Origin of the sequence: Brachybacterium vulturis (assembly GCF_043641765.1) — a bacterium.
Classification (GTDB): Bacteria; Actinomycetota; Actinomycetes; order Actinomycetales; family Dermabacteraceae; genus Brachybacterium; species Brachybacterium vulturis_A.
The window spans coordinates 21,977-36,307 of record NZ_JBHZRO010000019.1; the positions used below are offsets into that span (position 1 = coordinate 21,977).

Here is a 14,331-nt window from a genome sequence, read left to right on the forward strand (position 1 = left end):
GGCACCGCTCCGGGGGCCGTCGTCAGATGTCGAGGAAGCGGACGTCCTTGGCGTTCTCCTGGATGAAGCGGCGGCGGGACTCGACGTCATCGCCCATCAGGACGGAGAAGATGGTGTCGGCGTCGGCGGCCTCGTCGACCGTGACCTGCTTCAGGGTGCGCGTGGCCGTGTCCATGGTGGTGGACTGCAGCTCCTTCCAGTCCATCTCGCCCAGACCCTTGTAGCGCTGGATGCCGTTGTCCCGGGGGATGCGGCGGCCGGCCGCGCGGCCCGCCTCGAGACGCTCGTCGCGCTCCTCGTTGCTGAACACGTACTCGTGCGGGGCGTTGGACCACTTCAGCCGGAACAGCGGCGGCATCGCGATGAACACGTGACCCAGCTCGATCAGCGGGCGCATGTAGCGGAACAGCAGCGTCAGCAGCAGGGTGCAGATGTGCTGGCCGTCGACGTCGGCATCGGCCATCAGCACGATCTTGTGGTAGCGCAGCTTGGTGGCGTCGAAGTCCTCACCGATCCCGGTGCCGAAGGCGGTGATCAGCGAGCGCACCTCCTGGTTGTCCAGGGCCCGGTCCAGTCGCGCCTTCTCGACGTTGAGGATCTTGCCGCGGATGGGGAGGATCGCCTGTGTGCGCGGATCCCTGCCCAGCACCGCCGAGCCGCCGGCGGAGTCGCCCTCGACGATGAAGATCTCGGACTCGGCCGGATTGCGGGAGGAGCAGTCGCGCAGCTTGCCGGGCATCCCGCCGGTCTCCAGCGGGGACTTGCGGCGGGTGGCGTCGCGGGCCTTGCGGGCGGCCTCGCGGGCGGCCGCGGCGGCCTGGCCCTTCATGACGATGGACTTGGCCTCCTGGGGGTTGGAGGCGAACCAGTCCTGCAGCTGATCGGTCATCACCTTGACCATGAAGGTGCGGGCGATGGTGTTGCCGAGCTTGGTCTTGGTCTGGCCCTCGAACTGGGGCTCACCCAGCTTCACGGAGATCACCGCGGTCAGGCCTTCGCGGATGTCCTCCCCGGTGAGGTTGGCGTCCTTCTCCTTGAGCAGGCCCTGCGCCCGCCCGTACCGGTTCACGATCGAGGTCAGCGAGGAGCGGAAGCCCTCCTCGTGGGTGCCGCCCTCGTGGGTGTTGATGGTGTTGGCGTAGGTGTGCACCGACTCCGAGTAGGCACCGGTCCACTGCATCGCGACCTCGACCGAGATCTTCGCCTCGGTGTCCTCGGACTCGAAGGAGATGATCTCGGGGTGGATGACCTCGGCGCGCTTGGTGGTGTTGATGAACTCGACGAAGTCCTGCAGGCCGCGCTCGTAGAGATAGGAGATCGTGCGCGGACCGGAGTCCTTCGCCTCGTCCTCGTGCGCGACGTCGACGAGGTCGAGTTCGTGGTCCTCGCTCTCGTCGCTCTCGGGCGTGCGCTCGTCGGTCAGCGTCAGGCGCAGTCCCTTGTTCAGGAACGCCATCTGCTGGAATCGCTTGCGCAGCGTCTCGAAGTCGTAGGTGGTCTCGTCGAAGATCTCGTCATCGGCCCAGAAGGTGATGGTGGTGCCGGACTCGCCGGTCGCCTCGCCCTTCGCGAGCTCCGTCGTGGGCACGCCGCGGGAGTAGCTCTGGCGCCAGACGTGACCGTCACGGCGGATCTCCACCTCCATGCGGATGGACAGGGCGTTCACGACGGAGGAGCCCACGCCGTGCAGACCGCCGGAGACCGCGTAGCCGCCGCCGCCGAACTTGCCGCCGGCGTGCAGCACGGTGAGCACCAGCTCCACAGCGGGTTTTCCCTCGGTGGGGTGCATGGCCACCGGGATGCCGCGGGCGTGGTCGACGCAGCGCACACCGCCGTCCTCCAGCAATGTCACCTCGATGCTGTCCCCGTGCCCGGCCATCGCCTCGTCGACCGAGTTGTCCACGATCTCCTGGACCATGTGGTGCAGGCCGCGCTCACCGGTGGAGCCGATGTACATGCCGGGTCGCTTGCGGACCGCCTCGAGGCCCTCGAGGACGGTGATGTCCGAGGCGTCGTAGTGCTCCGGGGCGTGTGCCGCGCGCTCACCGGCGGTGGTGGGCGTGATCGAGGTCGCTGCCGCTGCCTCGCCCGCTCCGGGGGACGGGTCGGGGGTGCCGGTGGGCACGTCCGGATCGGGCATGGGGCGGTCGCTGTCGCTCACCTGATGTGGCTCCTCGCAGTCCAGGGTCCCCCGCTCGGATGGCGGCGGGGCGGTTCGGCAGGACCGCACGGGCAGAAGCATCGACGAACGCGCGGGGCCCGCTCAATGCCGCGCGCGCGTACGCGCGAGAGCGGCGACTGACCGGATCCGACGAGCATGCCGACGGCAGAAGTCCGCGGGGACGTCGGAAGACGTCGGCCGAACCTCCTCGATTCTAGCGGAGAACGCTCGCCGAACCTATTCGACCCGTCACAGCTGTGGATGACGCGACGTGCAGTCCCCCTCAGACGGCCCGGAGATGCCGCGAATCGGGCTCCGGAGGCCGTGGGACGAGGTCCCGTACCCCGCCCGGGGTGTTCGGGCGGCACAGGGGCCTTCTCTCGTGGTGAGCCCGTCAGGCTCCTCCCTCGCGCCTCGCGGCCAGGCCCGCCAGCACGTGCGCCGTGGTCAGCGCCGCGGACGCAGCTTCATAGCCTTTGTCCTCGACGGAGCCGGGCAGCCCGGCGCGATCCAGCGCCTGTTTCTCGTCATCGCAGGTCAGGAGACCGAAACCGACCGGTACGCCGTGGTCGAGGCCGACCCGGGTCAATCCGTCGGTCGCCGCCGCGCACACGTACTCGAAGTGCGGGGTGCCACCGCGGATCACGACGCCGAGCGCCACCACCGCGTTATGGTCGCGGGCGAGGGCGTCGGCGAGGACCGGCAGTTCGAAGGAGCCGGGCGCGCGCACCACCGTGGGCTCGGCGATGCCGGCCTCGGCGGCGCCGCGCAGCGCACCGGCGAGCAGTCCGTCCATGACCTCCTGGTGCCAGGTCGCGGCGACGATCGCGAGCCGGGTGTCGCTGCTGTGGGGGATCGGGGCGGTGGGGCTTCCGTGGCCGCTCATGCGGTCTCTCCTTCGGTGGGGATGGTGGGCAGGGCGGGGAGATCACGGAGACGGTGTCCCAGTCGGTCCCGCTTGGTGGTGAGATAGGTGAGGTTCTCCGGGGTGGGATGGGTGTCGAGGTCGACGGTCCCGGCCACCTCGACGCCCCCGCCGACCAGGGCGTGGGCCTTCTCCGGATTGTGGGTGAGCAGCTCGACCGCGCTCACCCCGAGGTGGGCGAGGATGCCGGGCACGGCCGCGAAGGAGCGGGAGTCCACGGGCAGGCCGAGATCGAGGTTGGCATCGACCGTGTCCCGGCCGGCATCCTGCAGGGCGTAGGCCCGCAGCTTCTCCACCAGACCGATGCCGCGGCCCTCGTGCCCGCGCAGCAGGATCAGCACCCCGCGTCCGGCCGCGTCGATGCGGGACAGGGACTCCTGGAGCTGAGGACCGCAGTCGCAGCGGCGGGAGCCGAACACGTCACCGGTCACGCACTCGGAGTGCACCCGGGTCAGGACCGGTGCGGCGGTGGTGACGTCCCCGCGCACCAGCACCAGATGCTCGGCGGTGCCCTCGCGCACGGCGAACGCCTCGAAGCTGCCGTGCGGGGTGGGCAGCGGGACCGGCGCGGTGATCTCCAGGGCCGGACGGTCAGTGCGCCGACGGTGCGCGGCCAGGTCCTCGATCGAGATCATCCGCAGATCGTGGTGGTCGGCGAACTCGCGCAGCGCGGGGCCCCGCATCATCTCGCCGTCGTCGTGGACCAGTTCGACGATCATCCCCACCGCGGGCAGGCCCGCGAGGCGGGTGAGGTCCACGGCGGCCTCGGTGTGGCCGCGGCGCTCGAGCACACCACCGTCCTTGGCGCGCAGCGGGAGCACGTGCCCGGGACGGATCAGGTCGCTGGGCGCGCTGTCCTCACCGGCGAGCACCTGGAGGGTGCGGGCACGGTCGGAGGCGCTGATCCCGGTGGTCACGCCGGCGCTCGCGTCGACGCTCACCGTGTAGGCAGTGCGCAGGGGATCGGCGTTCTCCCGCACCATCAGCGGCAGCTCGAGGGCGTCGGCCCGGGCGGCGCTCATCGGCGCGCACAGCAGTCCGCTGGAGTGGCGCACGGCGAAGCCGATCAGGGCGGGCGTGGCAGCGGAGGCGGCCAGGATCAGGTCGCCCTCGTTCTCGCGGTCCTCGTCGTCGACGACGACGACGGGGCGGCCGGCGGCGAGCGCGGCGAGCGCGTCCTCGATGGGGTCCAGTCGCAGGGTGTTCATCGGGTCTCCTCGGTGGCGGGCAGCAGGGTCGCGGTGAGCTTCTCGACGTATTTCGCGAGCACGTCCACCTCGAGGTTCACGCGATCGCCGATCCTGCGACGGCCGAGGGTGGTGCGGGCGAGGGTCTCGGGGATGAGCCCGAGGGTGACCTCGTCCCCCTCGATCGCGGCGACGGTGAGGCTCACGCCGTCCACGGCGAGGGAGCCCTTGGCGACCACATAGCGGGCCAGCCCGGCCGGCAGGGTGAGGCGCAGCAGGGTGGTGCCGCCGTCCTCGTCCCGGCCGGTGATCTCCCCGACCCCGTCCACGTGCCCCTGCACGATGTGGCCGTCCAGGCGCCCGTCGGCGCGCACGCAGCGTTCGAGGTTCACGGGGTCGCCGGGGGTGAGGTCGCCGAGCGAGGTGGCGGCCAGGGTGGTGGAGATGACGTCGGCCGTCCAGTGCTCGCCCTCGACCGAGGTGACGGTCAGACAGCAGCCGCTGACGGCGATCGAGTCACCGAGCGCGATGCCCTCCAGGACGTGCGGGGAACGGATCCGCAGGCGGGTGGGATCGGTGCCCGCAGTGAGCTGCTCGACGGTGCCGAGCTCTTCGATGATGCCGGTGAACATGGTGGTCCTTCCAGGTCAGGCGGTGCGGCGGCGGGGACGGAGGGTGAGGCGGAGGTCGGTGGTGCCGCCTGCGGAGGGCAGGGTCGCGACGTCGACCAGGTCGAGGTCGAGACGGTCCGCGAGGGTGGTGATCGCGAGGTCCTCGACCGCCGGGCGGCCGGCGCCCAGCAGGGTCGGCGCGAGATGGACGATCAGCTCGTCCACCAGCTCGACGCGCAGGAAGGCGGCGGTGACGATCGGGCCGCCCTCGACCAGCAGGTGCCGGATCCCGCGGTCGAACAGCAGGTCCAGAGCGTCCGCTGGGTCATGGGTGAGCAGGCGGAGCTGCTCCCCGGCGCCGTCGATGTCGGGCAGCGAGGGCGCGGGGCCGGTGCCCATGACGGCCCGCAGCGGTTGGCGCGGATGCAGTGCCCCGTCGGGCCGACGGGCGGTGAGGGCGGGATCGTCGGCGCGGGCGGTGCCGGTGCCCACCAGCACGGCGTCACAGGTGGTGCGCAAGCGGTGGACCTCCTCCCGCGCGGCCGGGCCGGTGATCCACTGGCTGGTGCCGTCCGCGGCGGCGGCTCGACCGTCGAGGGTCAGGGCGAGCTTCGCGGTCACCAGGGGGCGGGCATGCTGCAGCCCGTGCTCCCAGCCTCGATTCAGCGACCCGACGGCCGCGGCGAGCTCGTTCGGGACGTCGAGGTCGACGTCGATCCCGGCCTCCCGCAGCCGTTGGATGCCGCCGGTGGCCACGGGATTCGGGTCCTGCCGGGCGATCACGACCCTCCCGATGCCGGCCTCGATCAGGGCGTCGGCGCAGGGGCCGGTGCGACCCCGGTGCGCGCAGGGTTCGAGGGTGACCACGGCGGTGGCACCGGTCAGGGAGGTGGTGACCCCGTCGGTCCGGGCCCGGGCGAGGGCGTCGGCCTCGGCGTGCGCGGTGCCGGCGCCCCGGTGGTGGCCCTCGGCGAGGACCTCACCGGCCGGGCTCAGCAGCACACAGCCCACCCGCGGGTTCGGACCCAGCGGGACGGCGGGATCGGCCGCGATCTCGAGGGCACGGCCCAGGGCCCGCCGCTCGGCAGCGTCCAGCATGGTCTCTCCTCCACTCCGCTGCTCGCGGACCCGGAGGGAGAGGAAGGAGGGACGGGAACCACATCACCGGGGGTCGTCGTGCGGCGCAGAGAGTGCGCGGCGACGGGGCGCCCGAGGACATCGTTCGCGTGCGCTTCCCATCCGGACTCTGACCGTCGGTCCAGGAGTTCCACCTGGTCAGCCGAGGGCCAGAGGCCATCGGGTCGCGGACTATCACCGCCGGCTCGGAATTTCACCGACCCCAGTGCACGCGAGCTGCATCAGCTCGTCTGGCCATACCGTAGCAGGCCGCGGTGCGGCGATGTCCTCGGATGACCGGCGCCTCACCTCAGCCGGCACCCCCGTGGCTGATCTCCTCCCGCTCGTCCCTCGCACGTCGATCAGCCGTAGGTATCCCGGGGGCCGCGCCAGGTCACCGTGCGGCGGCCCTTCTTCCAGCTGCGCTGGGCGGCGGCCGGACCGGTGACCGTCAGCTCGGAGATCACGTGCGAGCCGACGCGCTCCTCGATCGTGGTGATCAGCTGGGGGGTGAGCATCCGCAGCTGCGCGGCCCAGGCCGAGGAGGAGGCGCTGACCACCAGCACCCCCTCGTCGAAGGAGACCGGTCGGCAATGGGTCGCGAGCCGTTCGCCCACGATGTCGTCCCACTCCTCCAGCACCCTCCCGGCGCTCATCCCCGCGTTCCAGCCGAGGTTCCCCAGCACCTTCTTCAGCACGTTCTCGATGCCCTGCGGATCGCGGGGATCGGGGCGCGAGCCGGAATAGCCCGGTGCCCGGCCCGAACGGTCCCTCACATCCCTGGCCTGGGTCTTCGCCGATATGGGGAAGAGTCCGCGATCGCGGGCGGCCGCCCGGGAGCGGTTCACGGTGCGACGGGCGAGCTCGAAGGGATCCGCGGGCGAGGGGAGCTCCGGCGGATCGAAGAGGACCTTTCCCGGGGCGGGCGGCGGAGCAGCGCGATCGGCATCGACCTCAGGTCGCCGCATGCTCCGCTCGCTCCGCAGCCGCGCCGCTGCCGGCCGCTGCGGCTCTGACGCCTCCTCGGCCGGTGCGCCTCCCGCGGACCAGGTGCCCAGACCATAGGGATTGGCGAGGATCGGCCGCGCCGGTCCGCCCTCACCGGTGCGCGAACGCCCCGTCCCGGTCATGACCGGGGTCCGCTCCCGCGGGGGACCGCGTCGCCGAGACTGACCTCGATCACATGGATCTCGCCGTCGAGGGAGTCGGGGATGTCGGAATCGTTGGCGGTGGTGATCAGGACCTGCGAGGCGTTCGTGACGATCCGGCCCAGGCGCTCGCGCCGGCGGGTGTCGAGCTCGCTGAACACGTCGTCGAGGATGAGGATCGGTTCGCCGTCGCCCAGGTCCCCCTCCTCGAGCCGCAGCAGGTCATAGGAGGCCAGCCGCAGCGCGAGCGCGAGCGACCAGGACTCGCCGTGGCTCGCGTAGCCCTTGGCCGGGAAGTCGTGGAGTCGGATCTCCATGTCATCGCGGTGCGGCCCGGTCAAGGTCGCGCCGCGGTCGATCTCCTCGTCGTGGCCGGTCGCCAGCATCCCGAGCATCGCGTCCTGGATCTCGCGGGTCCCGGGCAGGGCACCGAGAGGGGCTTCCAGCTCCTCGAGCACGGAGGAGCGATAGCGGATCGAGGCCGGGGAGTTCACCTCGCCGCGCTGGTCAGGCGGCAGGTCGAGCCCCGGGTCCGCGCCTTCATCGGTCGACACCCGCAGATAGGAATAGCCCAGATGGGGGCTCAGCCGGTTGACCAGGTGGAGCCGGGCCCGCAGCAGCTCGGCACCGAACCGGGACAGCTGCTGGTCCCAGACCTCGAGCGTCGAGGCTGCGGAGTCGGCCGGATCCAGACCGGCCACGCTGCGACCGCTGCCGCCGCGACGCAGGGAGCGCATCTGCTTGAGCAGGTTGCCGCGCTGCTTGAGCACCCGATCGTAGTCAGCCTTGACCGAGGCGAAGCGGGGGGCGATCTCGAACAGCAGCTCATCCAGGAAGCGGCGCCGTCCCTCGGGATCGGCCTTGATCAGGCCCAGATCCTCCGGAGCGAACAGCACCGCCCGCACCTCACCGAGCAGATCGCGCAACCGGGAGACGTTCTGCCCCTGCAGCCGCGCCCGGTTGGACTTGCCCGGGGTGATCTCGAGGTCGACCTGCAGGGGCCTGCCGGCGCGCACGAAGCTCGCCCGGACGATCGCGGTGCTCTCCCCGCGATGCACGAGAGCCGCGTCGTGGGGAACCCGGTGGCTGGAGAGCGTCGCGAGATACCACAGCGCTTCGACGATATTGGTCTTGCCCTGGCCGTTCTGGCCGACGAGCACCGTGATGCCGGGCTGGAACGACAGGCTCAGCCGCGGGTAGGAACGGAAATCGGTGAGGTCGAGTGCGGTCAGCTGCACGGAGGGAGCTCTCCCTCCCTCAGATCCGCATCGGCATGATCAGGTACCTGTACGAGGAGTCGGGGTCGCCCTCGAGCGAGTCCTGGCCGGTCATCACCGATGGCTTGATCGAGTCGGTGAAGGTGAGGCGAGCGAAGTCGGTGCCCAGGGCGCCGAGACCGTCGAGCAGGAAACCGGAGTTGAAGCCGACGACCAGGTCCTCGCCCGTCAGATGCGCTTCGAGGACCTCGCTGGCCTGGGCATCGTCACCGGCACCCGCCTCGAGGGCGACCTGTCCCTCGGTGAAGGACAGCCGGACCGGGGTGTTGCGCTCGGCGACCAGGGAGACGCGCTTGACGGCGTCGATGAGGCTGGCGGTGGCGACCACGGCGGTGATCGCGGAGGTGTCGGGGAACAGGCGTCGCACCGGCGGGTACTCGCCGTCGACCAGGGTCGAGGTGGTGCGGCGGCCGCCGGCCTCGAAGCCGATCAGGGTCGCCGAGTCGTCCTCGGACAGGGCGATCTCGACACTGCCGCCGGTGGCCAGGGAACGGGCGACCTCGTGCAGGGTGCGGCCGCGCACCAGGGCGGTGAGCTCCGTACCGGGAGTGGTGGGGTTCCAGGTCAGCTCGCGCAGCGCCAGCCGGTAGCGGTCGGTGGACATCAGCGTCATCGTCTCGCCGCTGATCTCGACCTTGACGCCGGTCAGCAGCGGGAGGGTGTCATCCTTCGACGCGGCGACCGTGACCTGCGAGATCGCCTCGGAGAACACGTCCGCGGCGACGGATCCCGCGACGGGGGGCATGCTCGGCAGCTGCGGGTACTCCTCGACGGGGAGGGTGGCCAGGGCGAAGCGGGCGCTGCCGCAGCGGACCTGGAGCTTGGTGCCCTCCAGAGCGATGGACACATCCTTGTTGGGCAGGGCTCGCACGATGTCCGAGAGCATCCGGCCCTGGACCAGCACCTCACCCGGCTGCTCGACCTCTGCCTCGAGCCGGATCTGGGCGCTGACCTCGTAATCGAAGGTCGAGAGCTGCAGCTCCCCGCCGGCATCGGCGATGATCCGCACGCCCTGCAGGATCGGCATCGCCGGCCGGACGGGGAGGGTGCGGGTGGCCCAGGAGACGGCGTCGCCCAGGACGCCGCGATCGAGGTGGAACTTCACCGTTGCCACTCCTTCGCAGTGGTCGAATGACAGAACAGGGGTGACCGCACCGCCCAGCGGCGTGGTCGAACGGTGCACAGCGTATCGGTTCCCGGCAGCGGCCGCCGACACACCGGGGACGGAACTTGACTTCCTCCGCTCACCGTCGCTGCTCGGCTCGCAGGCGGCGCGCGCGAACCGTCACCGGACCGAGGATCCGAGCTCCTCCTCGTCAAGGAATCGTGTCGTTCCCCAGCGCTCGGATGACATGTCCTGCGATCGCTCCCGTACCGCCCTCCCCGTCCACACCACCGCCGAGCACGTACTGACAGTCCTCATCATCACGGCTGTGGATTCCGTGGACAAGTCATATCACTGCAGGTCGCACGGATCACGGTCGCCGTGGATGAAGCGGGGAGGACTCCCGGCGCACCGTGGGCCGACTGTGCACGACGAGCGAGAGAAGGCCGATTCCTGTCATTCGTCCGTGCACATCGTCTCCTGCCTGGATGACTGTGACTCCACAGTGTCCACAGAGTTATCCACAATTGGGGAGAACTCCGCTCTGACCAGCATTGTTTCCCACGGTGACAAGAACTGCCCGGAATCGGGGACAGCAGTCCGGTGCAGCATCCGGCCACGATCGCGGATCCTCACGGACCCTCATTGCCGGGTCGCGGAGCTCGAGCTCTTGATCCGGGCTGTGAGCTCGGTGACCTGGTTGAAGATCGCCCGTCGTTCCTTCATCAGCTCACTGATCTTCTTGTTGGCGTGCATCACGGTGGTGTGGTCGCGGCCGCCGAACTCGTCGCCGATCCTGATCAGCGGCATGTCCGTGAGCTCGCGGCAGAGGTACATGCCGATCTGGCGGGCCGAGACCAGTCGCCGCGACCGGCCGGTGCCCACGATCTCCTCGACGGAGAGTCCGAAATAGGTCGCGGTCTGGGCGATGATCGTCGAGGCGGTGATCTGGGCGCCGTCGTCGTGCGAGAGCAGATCCTTCAGCACGCTCTCGGCGAGGGTGACGTCCATGGGCTGCCGCGACAGGGAGTGCAGCGCCTGCACGCGGATCAGCGCCCCCTCGAGCTCGCGGATGTTGGTGGCGATGTGCGAGGCGATGTACTCGAGCACGTCATGCGGGACCTCACCGGTGTTCTCCTGGGCGACCTTCTTGCGCAGGATCGCGATGCGGGTCTCGAGGTCCGGCGGCTGCACGTCGGTCATCAGCCCCATCTCGAAGCGCGAGCGCATGCGGTCCTCGAAGCCGCCCAGCTCCTTGGGGGGCAGGTCGGAGGTGATCACGATCTGCTTGTCCGAGTTGTAGAGCGTGTTGAAGGTGTGGAAGAACGCCTCCATCGTCTCCGGCGCCCGCTGCAGGAACTGGATGTCGTCGATCAGCAGGATGTCGATGTCCCGGTAGCGGCGCTGGAACTCCTGCGCCTTGCCGAACTGGCCGGACTGCACCGAGTTGATGAACTCGTTGGTGAACTCCTCGGAGTTCACGTACCGCACCACGACGTCGGGGTAGAGGCTCTGGGCGTAGTGCCCCACGGCGTGCAGCAGGTGCGTCTTGCCCAGGCCGGAGCCGCCATAGATGAACAGCGGGTTGTAGGCCTTCGCAGGGGTCTCCGAGACCGCCGAGGCGGCAGCCTGGGCGAATCGGTTCGAGGATCCGATCACGAAGGTGTCGAAGGTGTACTTGCTGTTCAAGCGCGAGTCCTCGACGATCGTGCCCTCTGCGACGCTGCTCCGTCGCCGCGGTGCGGGACCGGGGGACGGTGCCGAGGACCCGGTCAGGGCCGAGAGGCCGGCGTAGGCGCTGGGATCGTCGGCGGCCCGGCCGCGGTAGTTGCGATGGGTGGCGAAGCGCTCCGCTCCGGGAGCGGCGCCCGGGGAGCCGGCGGAGGTGCTCCGGGGCAGCGCGGCCCGTCCCAGCTCGCCGCTCGAGGGCAGGACCGAGCCCTCGTCCCGACGGAACGGCGCCGTGTGGACATCCTGGGGGACGCTGTCCACAGAGTTGTCCACAGAATGTGCACTGTTCTGGGTGGAGGAGGAGGTCAGCGGGGGTGGGGGTGCCGGATCGGCGGAGTCCCCCTCGAGCAGCAGCGACTCGTCGACGGTGACCGCGAAGCGGATGTCCCGTCCCGTGGCCTCGGTCAGGGCCGCCTTCAGGGAGCTCGCGATCCGGTGCTCGAACAGCTCCTTCGCGGAGGTGGAAGGGGCTGCGACCAGTGCAGTGTCCGCCACGACTGCCATCAGGCGGGAGAGGGTGAGCAGGGCGATGACCCGCTGTGACACGGTGTCGTCACGGCGCAGGGTCTGGAGCGTGCGCTCCCAGATCGCGTCGGCGTTCGCCTCGTTCATCAGGTCACTCCCTTGAGGTCGAGCGGGGGGTCGGAACAGTTTTCCACAATAGCTTCTGTATTGTGGATCAAGGATGTGGACAGTGCGCGGTGAGGCCCTGCTCTCCCTCGGTCCTCTCCCGCGGTCCTTTCGGCGTCGTTCGTCGGGAAACGCCGATGCGGAGTGAGAATCCGGCCACAACCGGGCCGCAGAAGCGCGGAGACGTTGACCCCGTGCACCCTGCTGACTAAAATCGTCCAGTCAGCGCTGCGCGCCGTCCCGATACGGTTCCCGGATCCACTGTGGACCCACTCCGGCATCGGATCGGACCTCGGCAGCCGCCCCGTCCCGGCGGGTGCGCCCGGACTTCCCGTTCGTGCAGCAGACCACAGACCACCGCGAGGGGCACGTCGGTGCCCACGATCGAGGAGAACCATGAGCAAGCGCACGTTCCAGCCGAACATCCGTCGTCGCGCCAAGAAGCACGGCTTCCGCGCCCGCATGAGCACCCGCGCCGGCCGCTCCATCCTGAACGCCCGTCGTTCCAAGGGCCGCGCCGCGCTCTCCGCCTGAGACGACGCCGAGACGAACCGTCGCGTGTCGGCCGTGGTGCCGTGACCTGGTCCCGCCACCGGCTCCACACCGGTGACGAGTTCCGTGCCGTCATCCGTGGCGGCGGACGCGGCGCCCGATCCCACGTGGTCGTGCACCTCGCCCTGCTGACGCAGGGCGGAGAGGCACCCCGCGTGGGTTTCGTCGTGTCCAAGAAGATCGGCAACGCCGTGGTGCGCAACCGGGTCACCCGACGGCTGCGCGAGATCATCCGACCGCACCTGGTGACCCTGCCCCCGGGATCGGCCGTCGTGCTGCGTGCGCTGCCCGGCATCGACGAGCAGCCCTTCGCCGACCTCCGGACCGACGTCGACTCGGCCCTCGCGACCGCCGAGCGGAAGCTCGCCGGACGTTCCCAGAGCGTCCGATGAGCCCGACGGCGGAGCACGCACCCCGCTCCGGTCTCCGCCACCTGCCGCGCCGGCTGCTGATGCTGCCGGTGCGCGGCTATCAGGTGGGCATCTCCCCCTACACACCGCCCGCCTGCCGGTACGAGCCGGTGTGCTCCCAGTACGGCATGGATGCCCTGCGGGTGCACGGCGCGGTGAAGGGTCTCCTGCTCACCACCGGGCGGATCCTGCGCTGCAACCCGTTCACCCGGGGAGGGCTGGATCCGGTGCCCGCCCCCGGCATGTGGAGGAATCCACGCCGACTGCGGCGCCCGGCCCCCTAGGGCCTACTCTTGTCCAAGACTCCCGACCACAGCCGACACCTCGCATGAGCGACATGCGCATCCGTGCGGCAGGAAGACCAGGCCGATGAACATCCTGTATCCCATCGAGTGGCCCGTCGCATGGCTCATGGTGAAGTTCCATGCGCTGCTGTCGGTGTTCATGGCGCCGGATTCCGGTCTCACCTGGGTGCTGTCCATCGTGGGCCTCACCGTCGTGGTGCGGACCCTGATCATCCCGCTGTTCGTGCGCCAGATCCGTGCCTCGCGCGCGATGCAGATGGTCTCGCCCGAACTGCAGGTCGTGCAGAAGAAGTACAAGGGCAAGACGGATCAGGAGTCCCGCCAGAAGATGGCGGCGGAGACCATGGCCCTGTACAAGGAGGCCGGTGCCAGTCCGTTCTCCTCGTGCCTGCCGATGCTGCTGCAGATGCCGATCTTCTTCGGCCTGTTCCAGGTGCTGTACAACAAGCTGCCGGCCGCTGCGGAGGGCAATCCCTTCGGCCCGCTGACCGAGCAGCTGGCCCTCAGCGCCTCGAACTCGACGTTCTTCGGCAACGTCACCATCGCGCAGAGCTTCCTGCGCTCCGACGACGGCGGGATCACCACCAAGCTCGTCGCCGGGCTCATCATCGCCTGCATGTCCGGGGTCACCTTCTTCACCCAGAAGTCCCTGACCATGAAGAACATGCCCAAGGCAGCCCTCGAGGGCCCCATGGCCAGCACTCAGAAGATGATGCTGTACATGCTCCCGTTCATCTACGTGATCACGGGTCCAGGCATGCCGATCGGTGTGCTCGTCTACTGGCTCACCACCAACATCTGGACCTTCGTCCAGCAGTACATCGTCATCAGCGCGGCTCCCACCCCCGGCTCCGCCGCGGAGAAGGAGCGCCACGCGCGCATCAACGCCAAGCGTGAGAAGAAGGGCCTGGAGCCGTTGGACTTCACCCCGCCGAAGAAGGTCTCCGCGGAGCCCGAGCCGGAGGCCCCGATCCGCGTCCAGCCCTCCAAGAGCAAGGGCGGCAAGAAGCTCTCCGACGAGGAGAAGCTCGAGCAGGCCCGTGAGCTGCGTGCGAAGGCCGCTGAGGAGCGTCGCCGGGCCCGGGAGGCCGCGGGTGAAGCGCCGACCCCGCCGAAGCAGGCCAGCAACGCCCTGAACAAGGGCGCGAAGAAGAAGCGCAAGAAGTGACCTGG

The 14,331-nt window shown here is 69.8% G+C and carries 13 protein-coding genes and 1 riboswitch; of the genes, 4 read left to right on the plus strand and 9 right to left on the minus strand.

The window, feature by feature from the left end; translation table 11 throughout:
* Positions 1-22 precede the first annotated feature (22 nt).
* The 9 genes from gyrB to dnaA form a co-directional block, all read right to left on the minus strand.
* Positions 23-2,140, minus strand: coding sequence for a DNA topoisomerase (ATP-hydrolyzing) subunit B (gyrB, locus tag ACHUEU_RS13795; RefSeq protein ID WP_394216736.1), 2,118 nt, complete (start codon positions 2,138-2,140; stop codon positions 23-25).
* Positions 2,141-2,555: 415 nt separating this feature from the next.
* The gene (gene ribH / locus ACHUEU_RS13800) at positions 2,556-3,047 is read right to left on the minus strand and encodes a 6,7-dimethyl-8-ribityllumazine synthase (protein ID WP_394216705.1); all 492 of its coding nucleotides are present in this window, start codon (positions 3,045-3,047) and stop codon (positions 2,556-2,558) included.
* Positions 3,044-4,294 (minus strand): 3,4-dihydroxy-2-butanone-4-phosphate synthase, encoded by a 1,251-nt coding sequence (gene ribB / locus ACHUEU_RS13805; RefSeq protein ID WP_394216706.1) that lies wholly within the window; start codon positions 4,292-4,294, stop codon positions 3,044-3,046. Before ribB ends, ribH begins: the two co-directional genes overlap by 4 nt.
* Complete coding sequence (locus tag ACHUEU_RS13810; RefSeq protein WP_394216707.1) at positions 4,291-4,905, minus strand: riboflavin synthase; 615 nt, start codon at positions 4,903-4,905, stop codon at positions 4,291-4,293. The genes ribB and ACHUEU_RS13810 overlap by 4 nt, the downstream gene beginning before the upstream one ends.
* A 15-nt stretch (positions 4,906-4,920) precedes the next feature.
* Entirely contained in the window at positions 4,921-5,982 is a 1,062-nt protein-coding gene (gene ribD, locus ACHUEU_RS13815) for a bifunctional diaminohydroxyphosphoribosylaminopyrimidine deaminase/5-amino-6-(5-phosphoribosylamino)uracil reductase RibD (RefSeq protein ID WP_394216708.1), read from the minus strand.
* A 124-nt stretch (positions 5,983-6,106) separates the two neighbouring features.
* Positions 6,107-6,236, minus strand: a riboswitch (FMN riboswitch).
* 126 nt (positions 6,237-6,362) lie between these two features.
* Positions 6,363-7,130: a DciA family protein gene (locus tag ACHUEU_RS13820; RefSeq protein ID WP_394216709.1), complete on the minus strand. Its 768-nt coding sequence runs from the start codon at positions 7,128-7,130 to the stop codon at positions 6,363-6,365.
* Positions 7,127-8,386 carry a DNA replication/repair protein RecF gene (gene recF, locus ACHUEU_RS13825; RefSeq protein ID WP_394216710.1) on the minus strand — a complete coding sequence of 420 codons (1,260 nt, stop codon included), beginning with the start codon at positions 8,384-8,386 and terminating at the stop codon, positions 7,127-7,129. Before recF ends, ACHUEU_RS13820 begins: the two co-directional genes overlap by 4 nt.
* 19 nt (positions 8,387-8,405) lie before the next feature.
* Positions 8,406-9,530, minus strand: coding sequence for a DNA polymerase III subunit beta (gene dnaN / locus ACHUEU_RS13830; protein WP_394216711.1), 1,125 nt, complete (start codon positions 9,528-9,530; stop codon positions 8,406-8,408).
* A gap of 642 nt (positions 9,531-10,172) precedes the next feature.
* The gene (gene dnaA / locus ACHUEU_RS13835; protein WP_394216712.1) at positions 10,173-11,873 is read right to left on the minus strand and encodes a chromosomal replication initiator protein DnaA; all 1,701 of its coding nucleotides are present in this window, start codon (positions 11,871-11,873) and stop codon (positions 10,173-10,175) included.
* 414 nt (positions 11,874-12,287) lie between these two features.
* On the opposite strand from dnaA, the gene rpmH reads away from it, so the two are divergent.
* The 4 genes from rpmH (at position 12,288) to yidC (ending at position 14,326) form a co-directional block, all read left to right on the plus strand.
* Positions 12,288-12,425 (plus strand): 50S ribosomal protein L34, encoded by a 138-nt coding sequence (gene rpmH / locus ACHUEU_RS13840; protein ID WP_394216713.1) that lies wholly within the window; start codon positions 12,288-12,290, stop codon positions 12,423-12,425.
* 41 nt (positions 12,426-12,466) lie between these two features.
* Entirely contained in the window at positions 12,467-12,835 is a 369-nt protein-coding gene (gene rnpA / locus ACHUEU_RS13845; protein ID WP_394216714.1) for a ribonuclease P protein component, read from the plus strand.
* Positions 12,832-13,137: a membrane protein insertion efficiency factor YidD gene (gene yidD / locus ACHUEU_RS13850; RefSeq protein WP_394216715.1), complete on the plus strand. Its 306-nt coding sequence runs from the start codon at positions 12,832-12,834 to the stop codon at positions 13,135-13,137. Before rnpA ends, yidD begins: the two co-directional genes overlap by 4 nt.
* Before the next feature lie 85 nt (positions 13,138-13,222).
* Positions 13,223-14,326, plus strand: coding sequence for a membrane protein insertase YidC (yidC, locus tag ACHUEU_RS13855; RefSeq protein WP_394216716.1), 1,104 nt, complete (start codon positions 13,223-13,225; stop codon positions 14,324-14,326).
* The last annotated feature ends 5 nt before the right edge of the window (positions 14,327-14,331 follow it).

Coding starts and splice junctions, on each gene's coding strand:
- gyrB (WP_394216736.1), bottom strand. CDS start 2,140: ATGCCCGATCCGGACGTGCCCACCGGCACCCCCGACCCGTCCCCCGGA.
- ribH (WP_394216705.1), bottom strand. CDS start 3,047: ATGAGCGGCCACGGAAGCCCCACCGCCCCGATCCCCCACAGCAGCGAC.
- ribB (WP_394216706.1), bottom strand. CDS start 4,294: ATGAACACCCTGCGACTGGACCCCATCGAGGACGCGCTCGCCGCGCTC.
- ACHUEU_RS13810 (WP_394216707.1), bottom strand. CDS start 4,905: ATGTTCACCGGCATCATCGAAGAGCTCGGCACCGTCGAGCAGCTCACT.
- ribD (WP_394216708.1), bottom strand. CDS start 5,982: ATGCTGGACGCTGCCGAGCGGCGGGCCCTGGGCCGTGCCCTCGAGATC.
- ACHUEU_RS13820 (WP_394216709.1), bottom strand. CDS start 7,130: ATGACCGGGACGGGGCGTTCGCGCACCGGTGAGGGCGGACCGGCGCGG.
- dnaA (WP_394216712.1), bottom strand. CDS start 11,873: ATGAACGAGGCGAACGCCGACGCGATCTGGGAGCGCACGCTCCAGACC.
- rpmH (WP_394216713.1), top strand. CDS start 12,288: ATGAGCAAGCGCACGTTCCAGCCGAACATCCGTCGTCGCGCCAAGAAG.
- yidD (WP_394216715.1), top strand. CDS start 12,832: ATGAGCCCGACGGCGGAGCACGCACCCCGCTCCGGTCTCCGCCACCTG.
- yidC (WP_394216716.1), top strand. CDS start 13,223: ATGAACATCCTGTATCCCATCGAGTGGCCCGTCGCATGGCTCATGGTG.